Here is a 20,369-nt window from a genome sequence, read left to right as displayed (position 1 = left end):
CGAGACGTCAGTTCAATCCGACTGATGCGGGATTTTCCCTTCTTGCTGATGAAGACACATTGCTCGAGATCGAAAGTATTCAAGACGAAACAGTCAAAGCTGCGCACGAGACATTAAAGTTTGCTTGGCGCTAAGTAGGATCGCTGGGCACCATTCGTCTTGCCGCATAGGTAACCCCTTTTCATTGACCGGCGATGAATGTCACTTTTCAAATCGGAGCACTGTTAAACGACACGGACTGGAAGCAACTGGGCTCCGTGCTTGGTGGGCCGTCTACAGTTGTAAATAGCGTCATTCGTCATTTGATGCTGTCAAATGTGACTTCGTATCTTCTTGAAGACCGATACATCGACCGGGACTATTCTTCAGACTATCGCCACTTCTACGCTCAGACTTTCAAGACCTATGATCGTCACTGTAAGCGCATTCATTTCTTTGCTGAAGACATCAGCAAACTGTTTTCGCTCCCTCATTGGAGCAATCGTGTCAAGGCTCTCGAATATACGTCGCAACGGAGCTATTGCGGATTTTGCGTCATTCGTCCGCTGGCCAATGCTTCGATAGGGCGTACGGCCCTGAAGATGCGCGGCCCCGAAGGCAAAGATCTGGAAACGGTAATTACCTGTCGGGCCGATTTTCGCGCCAATCTCATGGGCGCGGAACTCGATGTATGCGGCGCTACATTCATGCAACAGGATTCTCGTATCGGTGCCTGCGCGCAGATTGCTATCTGGATGGGCGCGAGACATATGCACCAGCGCTACAGATACAATTGGCTTTCAGTCGCGGACATCACGAAGCTTGCGTCACCTACGACGTCGGACGAGTCGACGACTTTGCCCGCCGGCTCGGAATTTCTGACATCCGAACGGATGATCCGGGCGGTGCATGAGATGGGCTTTCAGCCGCTTTGCTTTAAAGGCCCAAACATCGGTGAGCAAATCTTGCCGTACGTGGAATCAGGCCTGCCAGTGATTTTAGGTCTCGATATTCCTGGAGCTAACATCGGGCACGCGGTTACGGTGATCGGCCGCGTATTCTCAAAATTAGACAAAGCAACGTCTCGGCCGATCGACTTTATCTCCGGTTTTATTGTACATGATGATCAGGCCGGACCGTACAAGGTAATTCCAGCCACACAAACGTCAGCCAAAGAAGTTGGCTTTGCACCGGAAGATACCGTGCTGTTGAAGACGCGTACGGGTAATCTCGAATTCAATATCAAGGAACATGGTGTTTTCGCTATTGCGCTCATGCCGATCAGAGCCTTTTCGACTGCGCGCGCTGCTGAAGTAACAGCGCATCGGCGTATCAATGATGCTTTCTTAAAGATCGATCTAATCAAGGCCGAGATTCAAAAGTCAGGCAATGTCAATCCATTACTCGACGAACTGATAGCGGCACACCAAGCTGGGGACATTGTTCTAAAAACTTACCTTACGTCAACCGACGGTTATCGGAGGCATATCGCGAATGGAACGGCCTGCGACGCTCTAAAGGACGTATTGCTTGGAATTCATCTTCCTCATTTTACTTGGATCACAGAGATTTCGAGCAAAGACTCCTACAACAATTCGTCTGCCGGACTCCGCAGGATATATGGACATAGCGTTATTGATGCGACTTCCTCCGGCCGCGATGCGGCGGGCCTTTTGATACTTCACCTTCCGGGCGTAATCTTCCTGCGTGATGTAAACACTCAATCCCAGACCGCAGTCATGATAGACAACGATAATCTTTATGAATGCAGGGAGAAGCGTTAGGCTATTTTGAGCGGGTCGGGAGCGGAAAGAAATCTCCTCGGCCCAGCCTGCTCTCGTCTACTCTAGAGCATTCAAGGCACATTGCATCACTTCTCGGGCGATCATACCCCGCCGTGCCTTTGCGTGAATTCCAGCGAAACCACTCCTCTTGCGCATCTGAGTTCTTGAGACCCGTGACGTGAAAGAGAAATTCATCGGCAGCATGAGCGCAAGCAATCGCGTTGAGCGTAATCACGCTCGGTGCTGCGACTTGAGGGTCGGCAACATAGGCAAACCCGCGCCGCGTTTCGTCCGACGTGGCCTCATCCTGCAAACGCGAAGGATTTATCAAGCCGTTGCACCATAAACAGCCCTGTCCTGGTGTAACCTTGCGCGCAACGCAGAACACGTCTCCCACTTCTCCAGTTGAGGAGACGGGAACTTTCGCACCGACCTGTACGCCCGGTATCCCATGCTGGTGGACGATGGCGTTGAAGAGTAATCGCGCGCCCATCGTATCTGCCGCTAGGAACAGATAGTCGCAGCCAACGAAGTGTTTGGCGACTTCGGGATCGAGAAAATTCGAATTCAGTGTAGTAGTTGTGGCAGACGGATTTGCACGACGAATGTTTCGTGCAGCCATGTCTACTTTGAAACGGGCAAAGCGCTGCTGAAGACCTCTAGGCAGCCACTCAATGATTGCGTCCGTTGTGCGTGCGCCAATGAGGCGAGGGAGGTTTGTCACCTCCGCACGATCGGGATCGGCGAGAACAAACTCGCCAACCCCAAGCCGACCAAGCAACTCCGCCAAAATTGATCCCGCGCCGCCGAGTCCAATAATGCCGATGCGGAGCGACCGCAGAATGTCTTGCCCTCGATCGCCGAACATTCTGGATTGCCGATCATATTCGGGCCTCTTGATATGCGCCTGCTTTGATGGTGCCGGATAGAGTAGTTCACGGCGCTGCCCGAGGACGATAGCTTCTTTGAGTGGTGCTCTTTGCCCTCCCTCAAACCATAAGTCGCCTGCTACGGCTGACTGGGCAAAGACAAGTGCGCCAACCGGCATGCCACGAGAGATGTCGACTAGTGAAGGGTAGCCGCGTTCATGCGACGCGAAATCATCTGACGAAAATCCGACCGAAGTCGTGCCGCCATGGTTATGGATGGCGAGATAGGCAAGCTTTAGATCCCGCGCGCGAAGAATGCGGCTCTGAATGAACTCGCCCTTCAGCATTCGGTAGCCGCGCCGTCCCGGTACATAATTCTTGCCGTCGATGGCCAGGTGGAGTTCTCGCGCGACCAACTTTAGCCCGCGGTCGGTCTGGCAAACCCCGGCTAGAATGATTGCGCCGTGCTCATCGTTATCGCCGGGAAATAAATGGCCAAACAGTTCGGCCTTCATTGCTTCCGTGAGCACCAACCGCCACGGAGTTACTGCGATCGAAGCCATTGCATCACCTTGAGAAGCTTGAGAACGGCCGTGTCCGTCGCGGGATTGAGCCTGTTCGATTTGCGAGAAATTTGGACGGCCGGCTGATTGCGAAACTGCGCCTGGCCAAAACCGACCCCAAGCGGTTGCCGATCCAGACGAGAAAGATCGGGTCGAACGAAGTGCGGATATACGTCTGCGTATGGATACTGAAACGTGATCTGAAAACTGATCCACGTATCTGCTTGCGCCCATGGCGGCCCAAGCGGGAGGTTTCTTAGCGTCACAAATGCGCCGCCGCTGCCATCCGGAGAGGTTTCAAGCGGGCAGTCCGGGAATGAAACCCTAATCTGCTCGATGGCCTTTTGAACGATGAGCGTGATCTCGCTCACGAGTTGTCATCGTCCGGAATCGCGAGAAACCGGTCGCCTTCCTTCACTTTAATCTTGTCATCGTTGCCGATGACCTCGGTTTTGCCGCCGCCAAGTTCGATGCTGAGAATGAAGTCAAGCTGGATCGGAACTTTTTGCTCTATGGCGGCCTGCTTGAGGCTGAGGCCCGTCTGTTTCTTGTCGTGGACTTTAACGGGATATTTCTCGTTAAAGATCACGTCGATAGCTTTCTTGTTCTCCAGCTCTTCAGCTTCTTCTTCGAGTTTCTTGGCCTCTGCTTCCAGCTCTTCGGCCGTTTTTTCGATTTCCTCGGCCTTCTTCTCAAGCTGTTCGGCTTCGGCTTCGAGCTTCTTGGCGTCCGCCTCAAGCCTTTTGGCCGAGTCTTCGTCATCTTTCTCGGGATTATGCTGCGACATCGCCAATTCTCCAGTTGCAATTTTGACTAGCAATTGCTAGAGTGAAATTAATATTGCACCATAGATGGAGAATTGCAAGAGTGAAATCGAAGAAAGTTGAGCCCCCTCAATTTGACGTTTCAGCCCTCCACGCCGCTTTGGACTCGGAGCGGGTATCGCGACGCCTAACCTGGAAGGATGTGTCGGCCGCGTCTGGCGTTAGTGCGTCAACCTTGACCCGCCTGTCGCAGGGCAAGCGGCCTGACGTTGACAGCCTCGCCGCACTTACGGGTTGGCTTGGAATGTCGGCTGATCGATTTATGGGGCAAAGAACGGTGGCATTCGGCAGTGCCAGCCCTCTCACTCAAATCTCATCCATTCTGAGGGATGATCCTGATTTGAACAAGGATGCCGCCGCCGCGCTCGACGAAATGATCAAAGCTACATATGCGCGATTACGCGGGACCAAAAAGACCAAGGCGTAATTTTAACACATCAAGGAATGACATCGATATGAAGAGCGGCATCGACAATTGAACGAGTACCTGGGCGGTATCTTCCCGGTCCGGGATGGTGCTGCCCTGATCCCAGTTGCGGGAGGCATTGCCGACAAGATTGACCTCCGGCAGAAGGCTGCCTTTGTTGGCATCGACATCGGCATCCGCCGCTTCGACGCGGAAACGGGCTGCCACCCCGGCCGGGTTCTCGGTTTCGGCGCGGTGAAACATCTCTTCCACCGTAGCTTAAGACAGCGTGCCAATTGTGCTTTGGAGCAAGGCTTCGTCGTCGAGGGTTGCGCCATAGTCCAGGACCGTTTGCATGAATTGGCGCGAGTAGCGTTCAAGTGGGCTCGTGTAGAGATATTCACCGAGGTTTGTGAGCTCAAGCCGGTCGAGCCGATCACTCGCGCGCGGGTGAGAATCCATCGCATCACGCAAACGAAGTTTTCCTTTTAGCCTTGTCTGCAGCAATTCCCCCGCCCGCTGAATGAAATCCATATAAACAAATAGTAGATAGACGCCCCCAAGCGAACTTTGGTAATCCCGCAGACCATCCGTGACGCGTTTTACGCGCGCATCGTCGGCGCGATCGGGCGCTTCCGTCGCGATCCGGGTGTTTGCAACGAGCTTTGATCGCATCAGGCCGAGCGCAAACGCATCCGCGGCGTATTCAAATTCGTGACGCACGATCTTGATGTTGAAACCGGAATCTCTTTCGGCTTTCAGCCGCCGCGGATGATCAAGCACGACGTGCCCGAGTTCGTGCATCATGATGAAGTCAAGCTGATCCACCGTAAGCCGATGCGCCATAGCCTCCATGGGCTCGTCGTAAAGCGTGGTTGTTGATTTGGTAATACGCGTCGCATCTACGTCTGACCAGAAATGAAGCACAGTGGGCACTCCAGTGGCGAAACTCGAGTCGAAGAAAGTCGTGGCCGCGATGGCGGCGGCCGTTTCCCTGATCGTCCCGTCGAATGCTCGGGCTCAGAATGCCGCGAGCATCGACGACGGCGATCGCCTTGTCGTTCCGTATGACTGGAAGGTCGAACATCGGGCCAGGAACGCGATCGATAATTTCGTCCATCAGCTGGGCACGCCCGAGGGGCGAGCGATCCGCGGAGCGGTCGGTGCGGCCGTCGGCTTCGATTCCGCCGTCGCTCGTATGGTTTCGGCGAATATTCCCCTGGCCGACAGTGAAGAGGCGAAGCCAAGCATGGCGGCAGCGGCTTTGACAGCCGGGAGTCGAAACACCCCATCATTCAGCCGCGCCACATGTACATGCCGGATTTGCATATCGATGCGTTGAGGGTGAAGATGCGGAATTCCGGTGAAGAACCGCCGCTAAGCCAATGTATATAAGAGACTTTAGCCCTCCGCACGAGCTCTGTCTCGACGGCTTGCCGCAATTGGGTTACAGCTTCCGGTAGCAAGGAAGCAATGACTAGTACCGAGTGATCCTTTCCCAATTTCGCCGTTTGGACCCGCATGGCCGTCCCACTTCGCAAGTTGAAAGACGGGGTCTTGTATCAGCGCAGGCTGCTGATTGAGAACGCGATTGATGATCTCGTGACGGTGTCGCGTTCGGATCGAGCAGATCGCTGTAAGATCGCCGACCCATCTGATCCCCGTTATATTCCGACGGAGTGCCTACTTCATTTGATCCGCGGGTGTCGCTCCGACAACTCCGACCATTTCTTTGCAATGATATTCCGCACACTAAAGCGACGAGTCCTCGCTCGATTACCGAACCCGGCGATAAAGGGGGGCAGTGAGGGTAAGTCGTTGGTTTCGCAGCGGAACATAGCGATCAACGAGTATGTGGTCGATCGATTTCAGGCGATGCTTGTCCAGGATCGGGCCGGATATGATGAGCGGCTCGATTATTACGAAGTAAATTTTGATGCCGCTTTGGCTACCCTTCGTCTGGACGGTCGAAAAAAGGCCTTAAGAGAAGAAAAGCGCTCGGAATCCATTGGCTACGACGATGAAACCAGTGAACTCAATGCTGAGGTGGAGAAAGCAGCGGCAGCCCAGAATCCAGTATCCGAGTCAAAACTTGATGATCCTGTTTACCGGTCACGGCTTTACGCCGCGATTGAATCATTACCGGACAATCAGCGCCGCGTGATCGAGCTATTGCTACGCGGAATCCAGATAGATTCTCAGGAACCCAACGTTCCTACGATCGTCCGATTCCTCGGTTGCACGGAAAAGACTGCCCGGAACCGCCGCGACCGAGCGTATGCAGCGATTCGGAAGGCTCTCGAAATGGAGGAAGACGCATGAGCACAGCAGATACGGACTCCCTTCTTGAGCATGTGCTGTTGGCGTTCGCCGTCGAGCCTTCTCACGATAAATCAACTCTTGAACGCTATCTTTCGCGTTATCCGCAATACGCGACCGATTTGGTTGATCTCTTGAGCGAGCTTAGGCTCTCTTCCGAAGGGATCGTTCATACCACAGATGATGAATCTGCAGCACAAAAGGCATGGGATGCGTTTACGGCCACGCCGCCTCGCGCCGAACGTCCCGGCTTAGTCAAGAATCCCTTCGCACTGTTTCAGGGGCCCGCCTTTGTTGCCTTAGCGACCGAGCTTCGTATTCGCCGTTCTATCCTGATTGCACTAAGGGACCGGATCGTGATTGCGACATCAATTCCCAAACCTTTCTTAAAGCGGCTAGCTATAGCGACCCGTTCAACGACCGAAGTCCTTCTTGAATATCTCGATCAACCCACGACCGTCGCTCCCGGAGCGAGCTATAAGTCGGACGGGAAGCCCGAAGCACCCGCCAAGATCGAATTCGAGCGACTCCTCATCAACTCAGGTGTCACCTCCGAGGAGAAAGACGATATTTTCGTATCGTCTACGTAGATGGACACGATCGAAATCACACGCCAGACAGCCGAACGGCTGCATTATGCGGCCGCGCAAAGGGGGGCCGATACCTGGCAGCCTTACGCCTTCGCCTGTGCCGAAGCTCTTCGCCGGTCGATTGCCGTCGAGAAGCTTCCCACGGGAGATCCCCGCTTGCGCGGCGCGCGTGCTTCATACGACCCAGGCGGACTGACCATTCTGCACGAAGATGCCGGCAACGATTTTATGAATGCGTTTCTTGTCGCGCATGAGATCGGGCATGTTGAATTTGGCGGGGCTGGAGAGAGCACGCTCTCCTATGAGGTGAGCCCAATGCGCCCGGCGGAGGCGGCGCCCATTGGTGTTGATCGGGTTATTGACTATGGACGCCGCGAACGCCGCGAGGTCCAGATGGACCTGTTCGGGCGAGAGCTGCTCTTGCCTCGATCCGTTGTGCGCAAACTTCATCTCGACGAAAATTTGACGGCCACGGCCATTGCGCAGCGGCTCGGTGCGCCCTTCGATGTCGTGGCACAGCAGTTACTCGATGCTCTTCTACTTCCTCCCGTTCGCTTAGATAAGGACGTCCATGCGGAGAAGCCGCTAAACCCTGAGCAACGTTTTGCGGCAGAACATTGGGGCTCACCTTACTTGCTTGAGGCCGGTCCTGGTACTGGAAAGACGCAAACCCTAGTAGGTCGAGTGGAATGGCTACTCAAGCACAAGAAGATTCCTGCAGACCAGATCCTTGTGCTGACCTTCTCCAACAAGGCGGCCGGTGAACTCTCGGATCGTTTGGCGGCCCGAATTCCTGAAGCCGCCGTCGCGATGTGGATCGGTACATTTCACTCATTCGGCCTCGACATTATTCGCCGCTTTCACGAGCGCCTCAAACTTCCCGCGAATCCCAGGCTGATGGATCGCACGGAAGCCATCGACGAACTGGCCGATCAGTTCCCACGCTTGGACCTCAAACACTACCGTGATGTATGGGACCCCTCGCGTGCATTAAGCGACATTTTAGCTGCGATTTCGCGAGCGAAAGATGAGGTGACTCCGCCCGAACGCTACGCCGAGCTTGCCGACGCCATGTGGGAAGCGGCAGCACCGGGTGAGACGAGAGAGGCCGCCGAAAAATGTCAGGAGGTCGCCAAGGTTTATGCAGCATACGAAAAGTTGAAAATTGAGCATCAGTGCCTTGATTTCGGCGATCTCGTCGCGCTGCCGGTAGGACTGATTGAAACGGATGAGGAGGTGCGTGCGCAACTCCGCGCTCGCCATCGCTATGTTCTGGTTGATGAATTCCAAGACGTGAATCGGGCCAGTGTGCGCCTTCTTAAAGCTCTGTGCGGGGACGGGACAAACCTCTGGGTCGTCGGCGATGCCAAGCAGTCCATTTATCGCTTCCGGGGCGCGTCGTCCGTCAATATTGCGCGGTTTGCCACTAAGGATTTCCCAGGTGGTCAAACCGGTCGCCTCAAAGTGAACTACAGGTCGACCGAAGAGATCGTGAGCGCGTTTGTCGCGTTTGCGGAGCATGGCATGAAGGCGGCGGCGGGCGCAGACGTGAAATTAACGGCGGAGCGCGGTCCGTCCGGTGTGAAACCGGAGTACTCCGCCGTCGACATGGTTTCGGACGAAGTCGCGGCCATTGCCGAAGCAATCGAAACTCAGCGGACTGCGGGGATTTCCTATCGAGACCAAGCCCTGCTCTGTACAGGTAATGAGCGCCTTGGACGAATGGCGGCCGAGCTGGAGAGCATGGGAATCCCGTTGCTGTTCCTTGGCAGTCTCTTTGAGCGAGACGAAATCCAACAGCTGCTGTCTCTACTCTCTTTGTTGGTCGACCGACGCGCAATGGGGCTTGCGCGTGTGGGAACAATACCGGAATTCCGGCTTTCGTTAGCGGCTACCGCAGCGATTATCGCCCACTTGAGGGAATATGAGGGTGAGCCGCTCGCTTGGCTGAGGGAAGGTACACCGTTGAGCAGCGTCTCCGCAGATGCGAACCCCGCGTTGACGCTGCTGCGAGATGTTCTGAACGGGTTCGGCCGTGCGTCGCCTCCTTGGCAGGTGGTATCAACAATTCTCCTCGATCGCACGCGGTTTGCGGCTGCTATTGCGAGTTCTGACGATGTCGCAGCCCGCGCGCGGGGTGTAGCGATCTGGCAATTCATGAATTTTGTCCGCGCACAGCCGGCGGCGCCCGGGCTTCCGATTTCGCGTCTTCTCGACAGGATACGGCGACTGGTTTTGCTCGCTGATGAGCGGGATCTCCGTGAGCTGCCGGGGGCGGCACAGAGCATCGATGCTGTCCGTGTCATGACGATTCACGGGAGTAAGGGTCTCGAGTTTCGCGCTGTCCACCTTCCGGGTATGAATGCTGATACAATTCCGCGTTCGCCCAACCAGATGCGCGGTTGCGTACCGCCGGATGGCATGATTGAAGGTCTGTCGGGCACCGCTCTCGACATTCTGAGGAAGGGTCACGTCGAAGAACAAGAGTGCTTATTCTTTGTTGCGATGTCCCGGGCGAGAGACCGCCTTCTTTTCTATTCGCCGACCAAGGCGAAGAACGGGCGGCGGCGTGATCCTTCGGAGTTTCTGAGTCGGCTCGGGTCGACGATCGTCAGCGGGCACGTTCACCCGAGCCGGTCGGTTCCGCCAGACGCGGATGCTGCTCCCGTTCACCTCATTTTCCCATCTGGGATCGTGCTCACGGATCACCAGCTTGCCTTGTTCCAGCGCTGTCCTCGCCGTTTCTTCTATACGCATATTCTTGAGATCGGCGGAAGGCGAACCGAGACTCCGTTTATGCAGATGCACAATGCCGTTCGGTCGATCGTCGAATGGTTGACTGCGGATCCAACGCTCACGCCGTCCGCCGCTGAGCTTGATGCCCGCCTCACTGAGGCATGGGATTCGCGGCGGCTCACGGACCATGGTTATTCAGAAGATTATCGCCGAATCGCCAAGCAGTTGATTGATTTTTTTGTATCTTCCCGCACTGGCTATGCCCGCGCCATACCCACCGAGATGCGCTTTCGCGTTGGGGCCAGTGAGGTCATCGTTCGTCCCGATGAGGTGCTTACGGCACCGAACGGCCGGAAGCATATCCGGGCGATCCGGACCGGCCATGCCGGCTCCAAGGATTTTGAGAACATTTCGGCGGGCGTCTTTACGCTAGCGGCGTACGAGGCCTTTCCGGGATGTACCGTTGAGTTCGTCCATCTCGGTGACGGCACACTTGGTGCCGTAACCATGACGGACCGGGTCTTAAGCAATCGGCTTACGACCGCCGAGGAGCTTATCGCTGAAATCCGCGCCGGGCTGCTTCCACGCAAGGAATCCGCGCGTACCTGTCCCCGGTGCCCTGCTTTTTTCATCTGTGGCCCCGTGCCCGACGGCGTGCTCGAAAAAAACTTTTCCTTGTAGCTCCGGCGGACTTACCGGTCGGCCTTCTTCCCGTCGATTGACCCTTTGAAGGCAGGCGCAGGGCCATGCCTTACGGCGGTTTTAGTGGCCGCCGGGCCTGTCGAGGCGTGCCTAGCCGGGACGACCTGCCAACCTAGAAGGAAAAGTAAGACATGAGTACCGCCACAGCAAAACGTGCGCCGATTGGCACGAAGGCCCGCACCGGAGAAGTCTGCCCGGAGAGTGGCGTTTGGAAGGTCGACGGCTCGCCGAGCACGACCGCACCGATCGCGAAGGGCAACCGGATGCCACCCTACGACGGCAAGGCCGTTACCTGGGTGCTCACCCAATACGCCTAAGTCTGGACGCCCGCTTCGGCGGGCGTCCACCAAAACGAAATGGGCATAACTGGGCTTCCTGCTAGGCGAGAAGCACATTGCTCTCTACTCTAGCGAGAAATTAAGGGGAAGATCGTCTACTATGAAATTCATCCATTCATCCGATCTCCAGATCGGCAAGGTTTTTAGCTATTTCGAGCCGGAGGTTGCTAGCGCCCTGCAGGATGCGCGTCAGGCCGTCGTTCGGACCCTTGGCGAGGCTGCGGTTAAATCCGGCGCGACGTCGATCCTCATTTCTGGCGACATTTACGAAAAACAACAGATGTCTCAACAGACCCTGGCACGGGCCATTGAGAACATGCGCGCGTTCAAAAGCGTTCAATGGCATCTCATGCCTGGAAACCACGATCACTTCCGTGAAAACGGACTATGGGATCGGATTGTCCGCATGCAGCTCCCCTCAAATGTGACCGTGCATACGCATGCGGGTGCGGTGCAGATCACGGACGAAGGTGGCGCTCCTGTCTTTGTGTTGCCTGCGCCCCTTCGTTTCACATCGAGCGCGGACGATCTCACGGCCTATATGGAAAAGGAGGCCACGCCGGAAGGCGCGATCCGTATCGGCATGGCGCACGGCTCCATTCAAGGCTTTGGATCAGAGGGTGAAGCCAGCAACTACGTGGCGCCAAGCCGCGCGGACAGCGCGGGCCTCTCCTACCTTGCGATGGGTGACTGGCATCGGCAGATGCGGGTGAACGACCGTTGCTGGTATAGCGGCACGCCCGAGGCCGACCAGTTCAAGCTTCCGCCAAATCCCATATCCTCGCACTGCAACGGCGGTTCGGCGCTTCTTGTCGAAGTCAACGGTTCAAATGCATTGCCGGTGGTCTCGCCGATCCCGACAGGCCGTTACCAATGGCACAGGATCGAGAAGGTGCTGACCGAAGATGCACAGGTGGATTTGCTCGAAAGCGACCTTCGTGCGCTCGATTCAGACCTCAGTAAAATTGTCGTCGATCTCCGTGTTACGGGCGCGGTGTCTCTCGCCGGCCGTAAGAAATTTGAGGAACAAATCCTCCAGAGCGTCGGGGCTGCGCTTCGCGGCCTGCGCTTTGACGAGGCCGGCCTTGTTCTCAATCCGACCGACCAGGATCTCGATGAGATCGATCACGCCGGCTTTGTACGTGTGGCAGCAGACCGCCTCAAGGCCATGGCGGCGGTCTTGTCCGATCAAGGCCAGGCGCCGCTTGCCGCCCTTGCTCTCAAGCGTCTTTACATCGAGCACCTTCGTCAAGGGACACGGTCATGAAGATCCGATCGATTGAGCTTACCAACTTCTGCAAATTTGTCGGAACCTTCCGCGTCGACAACATTGGCGACAACGTCAATGTCTTGGTGGGGCGAAACGAGTTGGGCAAATCGACCCTGCTGAAAGCCATCAACGGCGCCATCTTCGAAAAGGCCAAGTCGACGGCTGCGCACGTCAAGGCGTTTCGCCACTTCGTCAACGGCACTGTGCCCGAAGTGAAGCTCGCCTTTGACATCGACGGCAAGAGCTGGACCATTCACAAGCGCTTCGCGGGACAAGCTGGTAAGTCAACCTTGACCTGTTCGGATGGCCGGCTGTTCGAGGACGACGCAGCAGAGGCGGAATTGCAGCGCCTTCTCGGCTTTGCCGGCAGTCGCAGCGGCGGCGAGCCTGGTATCTGGGGAACGCTTTGGGTTCAGCAGGGGCAATCCTTCGGGGATGCGGCGCTTGACGAGCATGGCCAGCGCACCATGCAAGGCTGCCTGGAAGCGCAGGTAGGCCTTGTGACAGGTGGAACGCGCGGCCAGAAAATTCCGAAAGCCATCAAAGACGCTCTTGAAACGCTAAGGAGTTCGAAAGGGCCGCGCGGGAAGTTCAAGGACGCAATGGATCGGCTTGCCCAGAGCAAGCAGGAGACGGCCGACCTTGAAGCGAAGCGGCAGTCCGTGTTTCAGTTGATGGAAGATCTTGCGCGAAATAAGTGCGAGCTTAAGCTGGAAACGGATAGCTGGGACGACACGGCGCACCGCAGGGAGGTCGAGGCAGAACGGACTAAGCGCACGGTTGCCGCGACGCACGCTGCCGAACTTCGAAGTGCGACGGACGCGGCCAAGCTCGCGCGCGAACGCGCAACACAAGCCCGAAGATCGGTTGATGATCGCGCCAAAGCCGTTGCAGAACTGGAATCGCTCGAATTGCAACTCAGCGATCTGAATACGGCAAGCGCCGGCGCTGTTGCCGCGAAGGCCGACACCCAGGCCTCCGTCGATACCGGCGAAGCCAAGCTCTCCGATCTTCGCAGTAAAACAAGCCGGAACGCCGAACGGGCGCGGAATCTTGAGCGTATCCGTGCCATTGTCTCGCTGAATTCGGAAATCATCCAGCACCAGCTAACCCTCGATAAGGCTGCTTCGCTTGAGTGCGAGGCGGGGAAGCTTTCGGAATTGATCGGCGGCATTGCGACGACCGATGCCGCCGTAACGAGGATTGAGGAGGCCGTTACGGAGCTATCGGCTGCGGATGCAGCCATGAACGCTGTCGCAACCACCGTTTCATTCGCCCTGGAGAAAAGCGCGCTGCCGAGTGTTTCCTTAGATGGCAAAGCGCTCGATGCATCCGCAACATCGCTCCCAATCCTTGGCAAGACAGTAATCACCATTCAAGACGTGGGCGCAATCACGATAGAGCCTCAAATCAAAGATCGCGCAGCCTTGATTGCACGCCGGGACGCGGCCCATGAGGAAGTGAAAGCCGCTTTGGAGACTGCAGGCGTCATGGATCTAGCCGCCGCGCGCACGGCGGCGGCCCGGCGCAAGGAATATCTGCGGCGTTCGGCAGACGTCGGCAAGGAGCTGGCAAATCTTGCTCCCGGAAATCGGACCAAGAAGGTTGCGGCCGGGCTGGAAGCTCTCAAGGGCCATTTGGGCGAGTTGCGCGGCCGGCTCAGAGTTGAGATGGAAAAGTGCGGACTTGCGGAAATTCCCGGCGAAGATGATTTGACAAGCGACATTGCCAATAATCATGCAGAAGGCGCGCGGTTTGCTGCCGAAATCGAGACAGCTGAGGCTGAATTGGCAGGGCCTCAGGACGCTCTCGCCCAGGCCGACAAAAAACTCCTGAGCGCGCGCGAACGCCTTGCTGGGTTGAACGGCACGATCGAGACCAAGAAGGCGGACCTAGCAGCTGGACGTGCCGGCGCCAGCGACAAGCATCTCATCGCAAACGCGGAGAGCGTCGAACTCGACGCCTTTGCGAAGGACGAGCACCTGACGGCGAAGATGCGCGGCCAGGGCGAAACAGTGGAGGCTATCGACGCCCGGATTAAGCGGCTCGAAGGCGCCGCCGCTAACCACCAGCGGTCGGTCGCAAATCTCGGGATTGAGGTGACACGCCTTACCGCGCTGATCGAGGCTAACGAAGGCGCTGGCGTCGAAGAAATGCTTCTTGCCGCCGAGGCTGAACGTGATCGCCTCACGAGCGCCGTAGCCGAATTTGAGAAGGAGGCGGCTGTCCTAAAACTCCTTTCGGAGACATTAGAAGCAGCCGAAGGTGAGGCAAAGACCCGCTATCTCACGCCGGTTATCAGCCGTGTAGAGCCCTACCTGAAAATGCTCCTGCCAGGAGCCAATATTGTTCTCGACGAGGATTTGCGTATCGCCGCGATTCAACGTGCGGGACAACGCGAGGATTTCGATGTACTGAGCGGCGGTACGAAGGAGCAGCTTGCCGTCCTCACGCGGTTGGCGTTCGCCGAGCTGCTGCTTGGGCAAGGCCGGCCGGCCACGGTCATCCTCGATGACGCACTCGCGTTCTCAGACGACGACCGCATTGAAAGCATGTTCGATGTCCTGATGCGCGCTGGCGACAAAGTGCAGATTATCGTTCTGACCTGTCGAAAGCGGCTTTTCACCCGGCTAGGTGCTGCCCCGTTGGAAATTCGGGAGGCGGCGTGAGGTTTGGGCTGTGCCCGGTGCCAACTGAATGGCGTCGGCTGTTTGCGTGAGGTATGCGGGAAGTGGATAGTTAACGGGCAAAATGACCTCGCGAGAGTTGTGGTGCTACGATTATACCAGTTGAAGGGGCGCTTAAAATCCGCAACCATTCGCTCTAAAGCTGTCCGTAACTTTTAGGGGTCCCGCTCGCCGTGCCCGCCCAAGTAAATGTAGAAGACGAACTGGCCGCACGGCGGTTGACGGGCTTGCTTGATTACGTCGAGGCGCTCGTCAAGCTGGATGAGCGTGTTGCGACGCGACTGTCGCAGCACAAACTCGCCGATGGATCCCAGTTCGCTCTTCACCAACACGAAATCGCAGGACTTCCCGCGATTCAGTGCGATACAAGTGACGCTGATGGCCCGATCTGGTTGCGGGTTCAACGCTTGCAGCGCACGACGCCGCCGGCGTTCGACGAAGACGGCAAGGAGTGGATCGACGTCTCTAATGATCCGCTTCGTGTTCCGGTTATACGTGATCCACTCCATGTCCGCGTGCCTGAGGCTGAACAGCAGCGGCTAATAGCGACCGGCGAAGCGCGTCCGGAAGATTGCGTCCCATCACTGAAAACGGAGAAATCAGATACCCCCAACCAGAAATTCTACGATGTTATGTTGCGCCTTGAGGATCGGCCCGCGCTTCGCGACGCTCTTGAACAATACTGTGCCGGCCCCTGGTCGCTTTGGTCCGAGGTAGAGAAGCCGCGAAGGCGATCCATCGCCGTTTATCAGCGGCTCTTCGAGATCGCACAGCGATTACTCCAGTCTGGCGGCAGTGAATCGATCGAGTTGGTGTGGGGAATCGGTCTAGCGCGATGGAAGCACCTTTCCGAGCTCATCGACCTTCCAATGATCGAATGCGGAGTTGAAATTGAAATCGCCGAGACCGGCAATGCCGACATTACCGTCCGCCCGCGCAGCGGCGTGACGCGTGTCGAACTCCGGCCGTTCGAAAAGCTCGCCGGTGCGCGATTTGTGCTGGCGGAAGATGCGGCGCGGCGCTGCCTTCGCTCGTTAGAAGGACCGGATAGTGAAGGTATCTCGCCGTTCCGCGCGGAAACCTTTGAGCCCATTCTCAAGATTTGCGGTGGCCAGCTTGACCCCGAAGGCCGATTTCTTCCCGATCACCGGCCGCTGCCGGCATCTGAGCCGGTTCCGGAGCCCGAGGGAGAATATCTGACGGTGAGCGACCGATACGTGCTGTACGCGCGCCGCCGGTCGAACAATTCGGTACTGCGTGATATCGAACGTCTCAAAAAGGAAGTGTCTTCGGAGGACGACAAGCCGATTAAGATTGAAGGTGCGACCCGAACGCTGGTCCTGGGTCCGACCGACGGTATTGACGACACGTTCAGGCCGTTGGGAGACCGCTTGGGCGCAGCCGGAGAGGTTCAACTGGAGGCCGACGAGGGGCCGGTTGACCCGGATCACGGCGACCTGTTCTTTCCCAAGCCGTTCAACGACGAGCAGGTCGAAATAATTCGCCGCCTGGAGAAGTCGGATGGGCTCGTGGTTCAGGGGCCGCCAGGCACCGGAAAAACCCATACCATCGCGAACATCATTAGCCACATGCTGGCGACGGGGCGGCGTGTCCTTGTCGTTTCGCATGGAGAAACGGCGCTGCGGGTCATTCAGGACCAATTGCCCGAAGGTGTACGCGACCTTGCGATCAGCGTGACAACATCCGAACGGGAAGGGATGAAGCAAGTCGAGAAGGCAATCGGCCTTATGCTGGGAGTGGTCAACACGATCGACATGAACCGATCTCGGCAGGTGAAGATTATTCGAGACCTTGAGTCCAAGATTGTTGCGGACAGAAATCACCTTGCCGAAATTGATGTGCGACTTGCAAAGATTGCGACCCAACATCTCTCACCGATACCTGGCTCTACCGAACTGCCTTTCGAGGCCGCCAAAAGGGTGATTGAGGACAAGGCGCGTTACGCGTGGTTCTCGGATCGACCCGTGCGGCCGTTTTCTGACACGGGCATGACCTCCGCCGAGATCGATGCACTTTTCACGGCGCGCAGGACGGTCAAAGGCGACCTCAAGTATCTCGGGGAACAATTTCCCAGCCCAGCCAACATGCCCGATCCCGAGATCGTCCGCGCCTGGCATCTCGATTTGATTGCCGCACAAGACCTGACGGCTGAAAGCGCTGCTTCCGAACCGCTAACCCGGCGCGTAATTGCAACGCTTGGCATCGACAAAGCCGCTTTACTGAGCGAGAGGCTGCGGCATCTCGCGTCCAGTATATCTGCCCTGCTGGACCAGTCCTGGGCCTGGGCGTTGACCGAGGCGATCCTCGGTCGAACGGTAATGGCCAGCCGTCTGGAGCCTCTCGCCCGCGCATTTTTAGCCGACGCACACGACCTGGTCGCGCAGCGCGCGCCGTTTATTGCGAAGCCAGTCCAGCTTCCAAAGGAATTGCCACCTGCGAAGCAGCTCTTTCAAATTCTGGCAACCCTCAGCGCCGGTAAGAACCCGTTTGGAATGATGGCCTTCGGTACCAAGAGCCATCAACCCGTTTTTGAAGCGGTGAAAGTTGCGGGTCTGCGGCCTAGCGTGCCAAACGATTGGCAGCACGTCCAACAGTTCATCGAGTTCTGCGGTGAGGTGACGAGCCTTTCGGTGCGTTGGGAGGCGCTCAAGGTAGAGCTATCAGCGCCAAACGATCTCTCCTTTGCAGTGGAGTCGTTATTCCTGCTCGATGCGCTGTCCGACACGCTCCATGCCTGCCTGACTGACGTACCCGGCCAAATAGCCGAAATGTCGGAGCAATTATCGGCGGCCCTCGGAAATCGCGACGAGGCCAGCGCGATTTTGCGGCATCCCGCCGCGACTGCTGCCTTCTCTCAAGCATTATCACGTCACGTATCGTCCGTAAGGCTGGCGGCTGTCGCGAAAAACGTGGCAGAAGCCGTCGCACAGTTCGACGGCAGCAATACCGATCTTGCGGGCTTCGCACGGCAAATCTTGACCGAACTGGTTGGAAAGCCGAACGCGGATATCGAGCGACTGACCCGCGTATGGCAAGGTATCCTCTCCAAGTTGGGACAAGTTCGCGCGTTGGCGCCTTTCTTCGATCGCATAACTTACACCTGTAGCGAGCTTTCGAAAGCGGGAGTGCCAGCATGGGCTGAACGCCTAAGAAGCGAGCCTGCCAGCGAAGCGACAGATCCAGCGGCCCCCAACGACTGGCGGGAAGCGTGGGAGTGGGCGGCACGGCTGACCTACCTCGAAAAGATCGGGGCCAGCAGTCATCTGGCCCAGTTGCACCAGGAACGCTTGGAAATTGAAAAGGCTCTTCGCGACGGGTTCGCCACGCTCGTGAAGGAAAGAACCTTCTTCAATCTTGCCGCCACAATGAAGGGATCCGCCAAATCCGCCCTTCAAGGTTTTGCCAACATTATCCGGCGTTTGGGTGCCGGGACCGGGCAAAGGGCCGTACTGCATCGTCAGAACGCACGTCTGGCGATGGAAAATTGCTACGAGGCGGTACCCTGCTGGATTATGCCTACATGGCGCGTCTCCGAGCAGTTGCCTGCCACACTTGCCAGTTTTGATCTCGTGATCATGGATGAAGCGTCGCAGTCCGATGCGCGCGAATTGCCAGCGCTCTTACGTGGCAAAAAGGTGCTCATTGTCGGTGACGACCGCCAGATCAGTCCCAGCTCGGCTTTCCTGTCGATCGCGAACATCGCGCGTCTGCGACAGAACTTCCTTAGCGAATTTCCTTTCCGCGCAGAAGTTGAACCAGGGGCTTCGATTTATGATCTTGCACGCGTGATGTTTCCGGCGAAGTTTGTGATGCTTAAGGAGCATTTTCGATGCGTGGAGCCCATCATACGTTTTTCGATGCAGTTTTATAATCAAGACTTGGTGCCGCTTCGTATTCCAAAGCCGAGCGAGCGGTTGGACCCGCCGTTGGTCGATATCTACGTTGAGGATGGGCAGCGTCGAGGAAAGTCCAAGGTTAACCCGCGCGAGGCAGAGGTCATCGTCGAGGAGATTGCCACGATCGTCGAGCAAGCGTCGAGGGTCGAAGGTCCGGCGCGGTCAATCGGAGTGATATCCCTTGTCGGTGCCGATCAGGCTCTGCATGTTCAGAAACTTTTGATGGAGCGCATCGGCGAAACCGCCATGATGCGTCATCGCGTTGTGTGCGGCGACAGTGCATCCCTCCAGGGAGACGAGCGCGACATCGTCTTCATTTCAATGATTGCCGATCGTGCCCGCAAACAGTCGCAGACATCCATTCAGTATCAACAGCGATTCAATGTAGCATTGTCGCGGGCACGGGATCGGATGGTGCTTGTGCGGTCCGTGAAAGAGGAAGAGCTAAATCCAAAAGACCTGAAATCAAAGGTGATCGGGCACTTCCGCGAGCCGATGCCAAACGTCGTTAATCCTAGCTTGGACCTTATTGATCTCTGCCAGTCCGAATTCGAGCGGACTGTGTTTATGGCACTTGTCGAACGGGGATACCGCGTTATTCCGCAAGTGGGATCTGCGGGGTTTTCCATCGATATGGTAGTCGAGGGAGAAGGGGGAAGGCGCCTTGCCGTCGAATGCGACGGCGACAGGTATCACGGCCCGGAGCGTTGGGCGGACGACATGCGCCGGCAGCGCATCCTGGAGCGCGTAGGTTGGAGTTTTTGGCGCTGCTTCGGTTCCAATTACCAGATCGATCAGCAAGGCGTTATGGACGATCTAATTCAGACGCTCGATCGTATGCAGATTAGGCCGATCGGACTCGAACCGGTTAATCGAAGCTATTCCGAGCATCGCGTCATTTCGCCTGCTGCAGAAAGGTCAGGCGATTTTGCAGCGACAAAGGTAGACGGGACGATCTCGGTGGCAGCCTTGCGAAATGAACTCGGTCCCACATCGAATGACGCTGAACCGGAGTACCGATTAGCTCCGGGCGACCGCGTCGTCATCCGGTATCTCGACGTGGAACCGTCGCGCCCGGAATTTCTCACAATAAGCGATATCGCGGATGATCCGATCAATGGCTATCTGATGTTGTCCTCACCACTTGGACAGGCGCTGTCGCAGAGCTCGCCAGGAGATGAGTTAACCTATCAGGCAGGCGAAAGAGAACGCGGTGTTCTGTTTGTTTCATTGGAGACCGTGTCGGCTCAGGCAGCTTAGCGGACATTTCTCGCGTCGGTCTTGTCGTATTAAAACGAGACCCAGCGAATTCCCGGTCGAGGCGGCTATTCTCTCGATGAGATCAAGGGCGCTTCACTTCCACCAACGCCGTGTCGCAGACCCGA

General features: G+C 56.8%; 14 protein-coding genes. 9 read left to right on the top strand and 5 right to left on the bottom strand.

The window, feature by feature from the left end; all coding sequences use genetic code 11:
* The first annotated feature begins 194 nt into the window (after positions 1-194).
* Positions 195-1,763, top strand: a complete 1,569-nt coding sequence (locus tag UP06_RS14870) for a hypothetical protein (RefSeq protein WP_156162979.1) — start codon at positions 195-197, stop codon at positions 1,761-1,763.
* Between the two features lies 1 nt (position 1,764).
* Here UP06_RS14870 and UP06_RS14865 read toward each other — a convergent pair whose 3' ends face one another.
* The 5 genes from UP06_RS14865 to UP06_RS14845 all read right to left on the bottom strand — a co-directional run bounded on the left by UP06_RS14865 (position 1,765) and on the right by UP06_RS14845 (position 5,361).
* Positions 1,765-3,195 (bottom strand): ThiF family adenylyltransferase, encoded by a 1,431-nt coding sequence (locus UP06_RS14865; RefSeq protein ID WP_045003427.1) that lies wholly within the window; start codon positions 3,193-3,195, stop codon positions 1,765-1,767.
* Positions 3,177-3,566 (bottom strand): hypothetical protein, encoded by a 390-nt coding sequence (locus UP06_RS14860; RefSeq protein WP_197087248.1) that lies wholly within the window; start codon positions 3,564-3,566, stop codon positions 3,177-3,179. The genes UP06_RS14865 and UP06_RS14860 overlap by 19 nt, the downstream gene beginning before the upstream one ends.
* Positions 3,563-3,982, bottom strand: a complete 420-nt coding sequence (locus tag UP06_RS14855; RefSeq protein ID WP_050031679.1) for a multiubiquitin domain-containing protein — start codon at positions 3,980-3,982, stop codon at positions 3,563-3,565. Before UP06_RS14855 ends, UP06_RS14860 begins: the two co-directional genes overlap by 4 nt.
* A 434-nt stretch (positions 3,983-4,416) precedes the next feature.
* Positions 4,417-4,689, bottom strand: a complete 273-nt coding sequence (locus tag UP06_RS14850; RefSeq protein ID WP_045003426.1) for a TolC family protein — start codon at positions 4,687-4,689, stop codon at positions 4,417-4,419.
* 15 nt (positions 4,690-4,704) lie between these two features.
* Positions 4,705-5,361, bottom strand: a complete 657-nt coding sequence (locus UP06_RS14845) for a phage exclusion protein Lit family protein (RefSeq protein ID WP_245305486.1) — start codon at positions 5,359-5,361, stop codon at positions 4,705-4,707.
* Positions 5,362-5,365: 4 nt separating this feature from the next.
* Between UP06_RS14845 and UP06_RS14840 the strand changes: the two genes are divergently transcribed.
* The 8 genes from UP06_RS14840 (at position 5,366) to UP06_RS14805 (ending at position 20,244) form a co-directional block, all read left to right on the top strand.
* Entirely contained in the window at positions 5,366-5,767 is a 402-nt protein-coding gene (locus UP06_RS14840) for a hypothetical protein (RefSeq protein WP_045003424.1), read from the top strand.
* A 179-nt stretch (positions 5,768-5,946) separates the two neighbouring features.
* Positions 5,947-6,747: an RNA polymerase sigma factor gene (locus UP06_RS14835; protein WP_045003422.1), complete on the top strand. Its 801-nt coding sequence runs from the start codon at positions 5,947-5,949 to the stop codon at positions 6,745-6,747.
* Complete coding sequence (locus tag UP06_RS14830; RefSeq protein ID WP_045003420.1) at positions 6,744-7,334, top strand: hypothetical protein; 591 nt, start codon at positions 6,744-6,746, stop codon at positions 7,332-7,334. The genes UP06_RS14835 and UP06_RS14830 overlap by 4 nt, the downstream gene beginning before the upstream one ends.
* On the top strand, positions 7,335-10,751 hold the full coding sequence (locus tag UP06_RS14825; protein WP_045003419.1) for an ATP-dependent helicase: 3,417 nt from the start codon (positions 7,335-7,337) through the stop codon (positions 10,749-10,751).
* A gap of 152 nt (positions 10,752-10,903) precedes the next feature.
* Positions 10,904-11,089 carry a hypothetical protein gene (locus UP06_RS14820; protein WP_045003417.1) on the top strand — a complete coding sequence of 62 codons (186 nt, stop codon included), beginning with the start codon at positions 10,904-10,906 and terminating at the stop codon, positions 11,087-11,089.
* Positions 11,090-11,210: 121 nt separating this feature from the next.
* A complete protein-coding gene (locus UP06_RS14815) occupies positions 11,211-12,377 on the top strand; it encodes a metallophosphoesterase family protein (protein WP_045003415.1) in 1,167 nt (388 codons plus the stop codon).
* Entirely contained in the window at positions 12,374-15,049 is a 2,676-nt protein-coding gene (locus tag UP06_RS14810; protein WP_045003413.1) for an AAA family ATPase, read from the top strand. The genes UP06_RS14815 and UP06_RS14810 overlap by 4 nt, the downstream gene beginning before the upstream one ends.
* 245 nt (positions 15,050-15,294) lie before the next feature.
* Complete coding sequence (locus UP06_RS14805) at positions 15,295-20,244, top strand: PDDEXK-like endonuclease domain-containing protein (RefSeq protein WP_156162977.1); 4,950 nt, start codon at positions 15,295-15,297, stop codon at positions 20,242-20,244.
* Positions 20,245-20,369 lie beyond the last annotated feature (125 nt).

This window comes from Bradyrhizobium sp. LTSP857, assembly GCF_000938285.1.
GTDB lineage: Bacteria > Pseudomonadota > Alphaproteobacteria > Rhizobiales > Xanthobacteraceae > Bradyrhizobium.
Note: the sequence above shows the minus strand (reverse complement) of the source record. Positions and strands in the feature narration are given on the sequence as shown.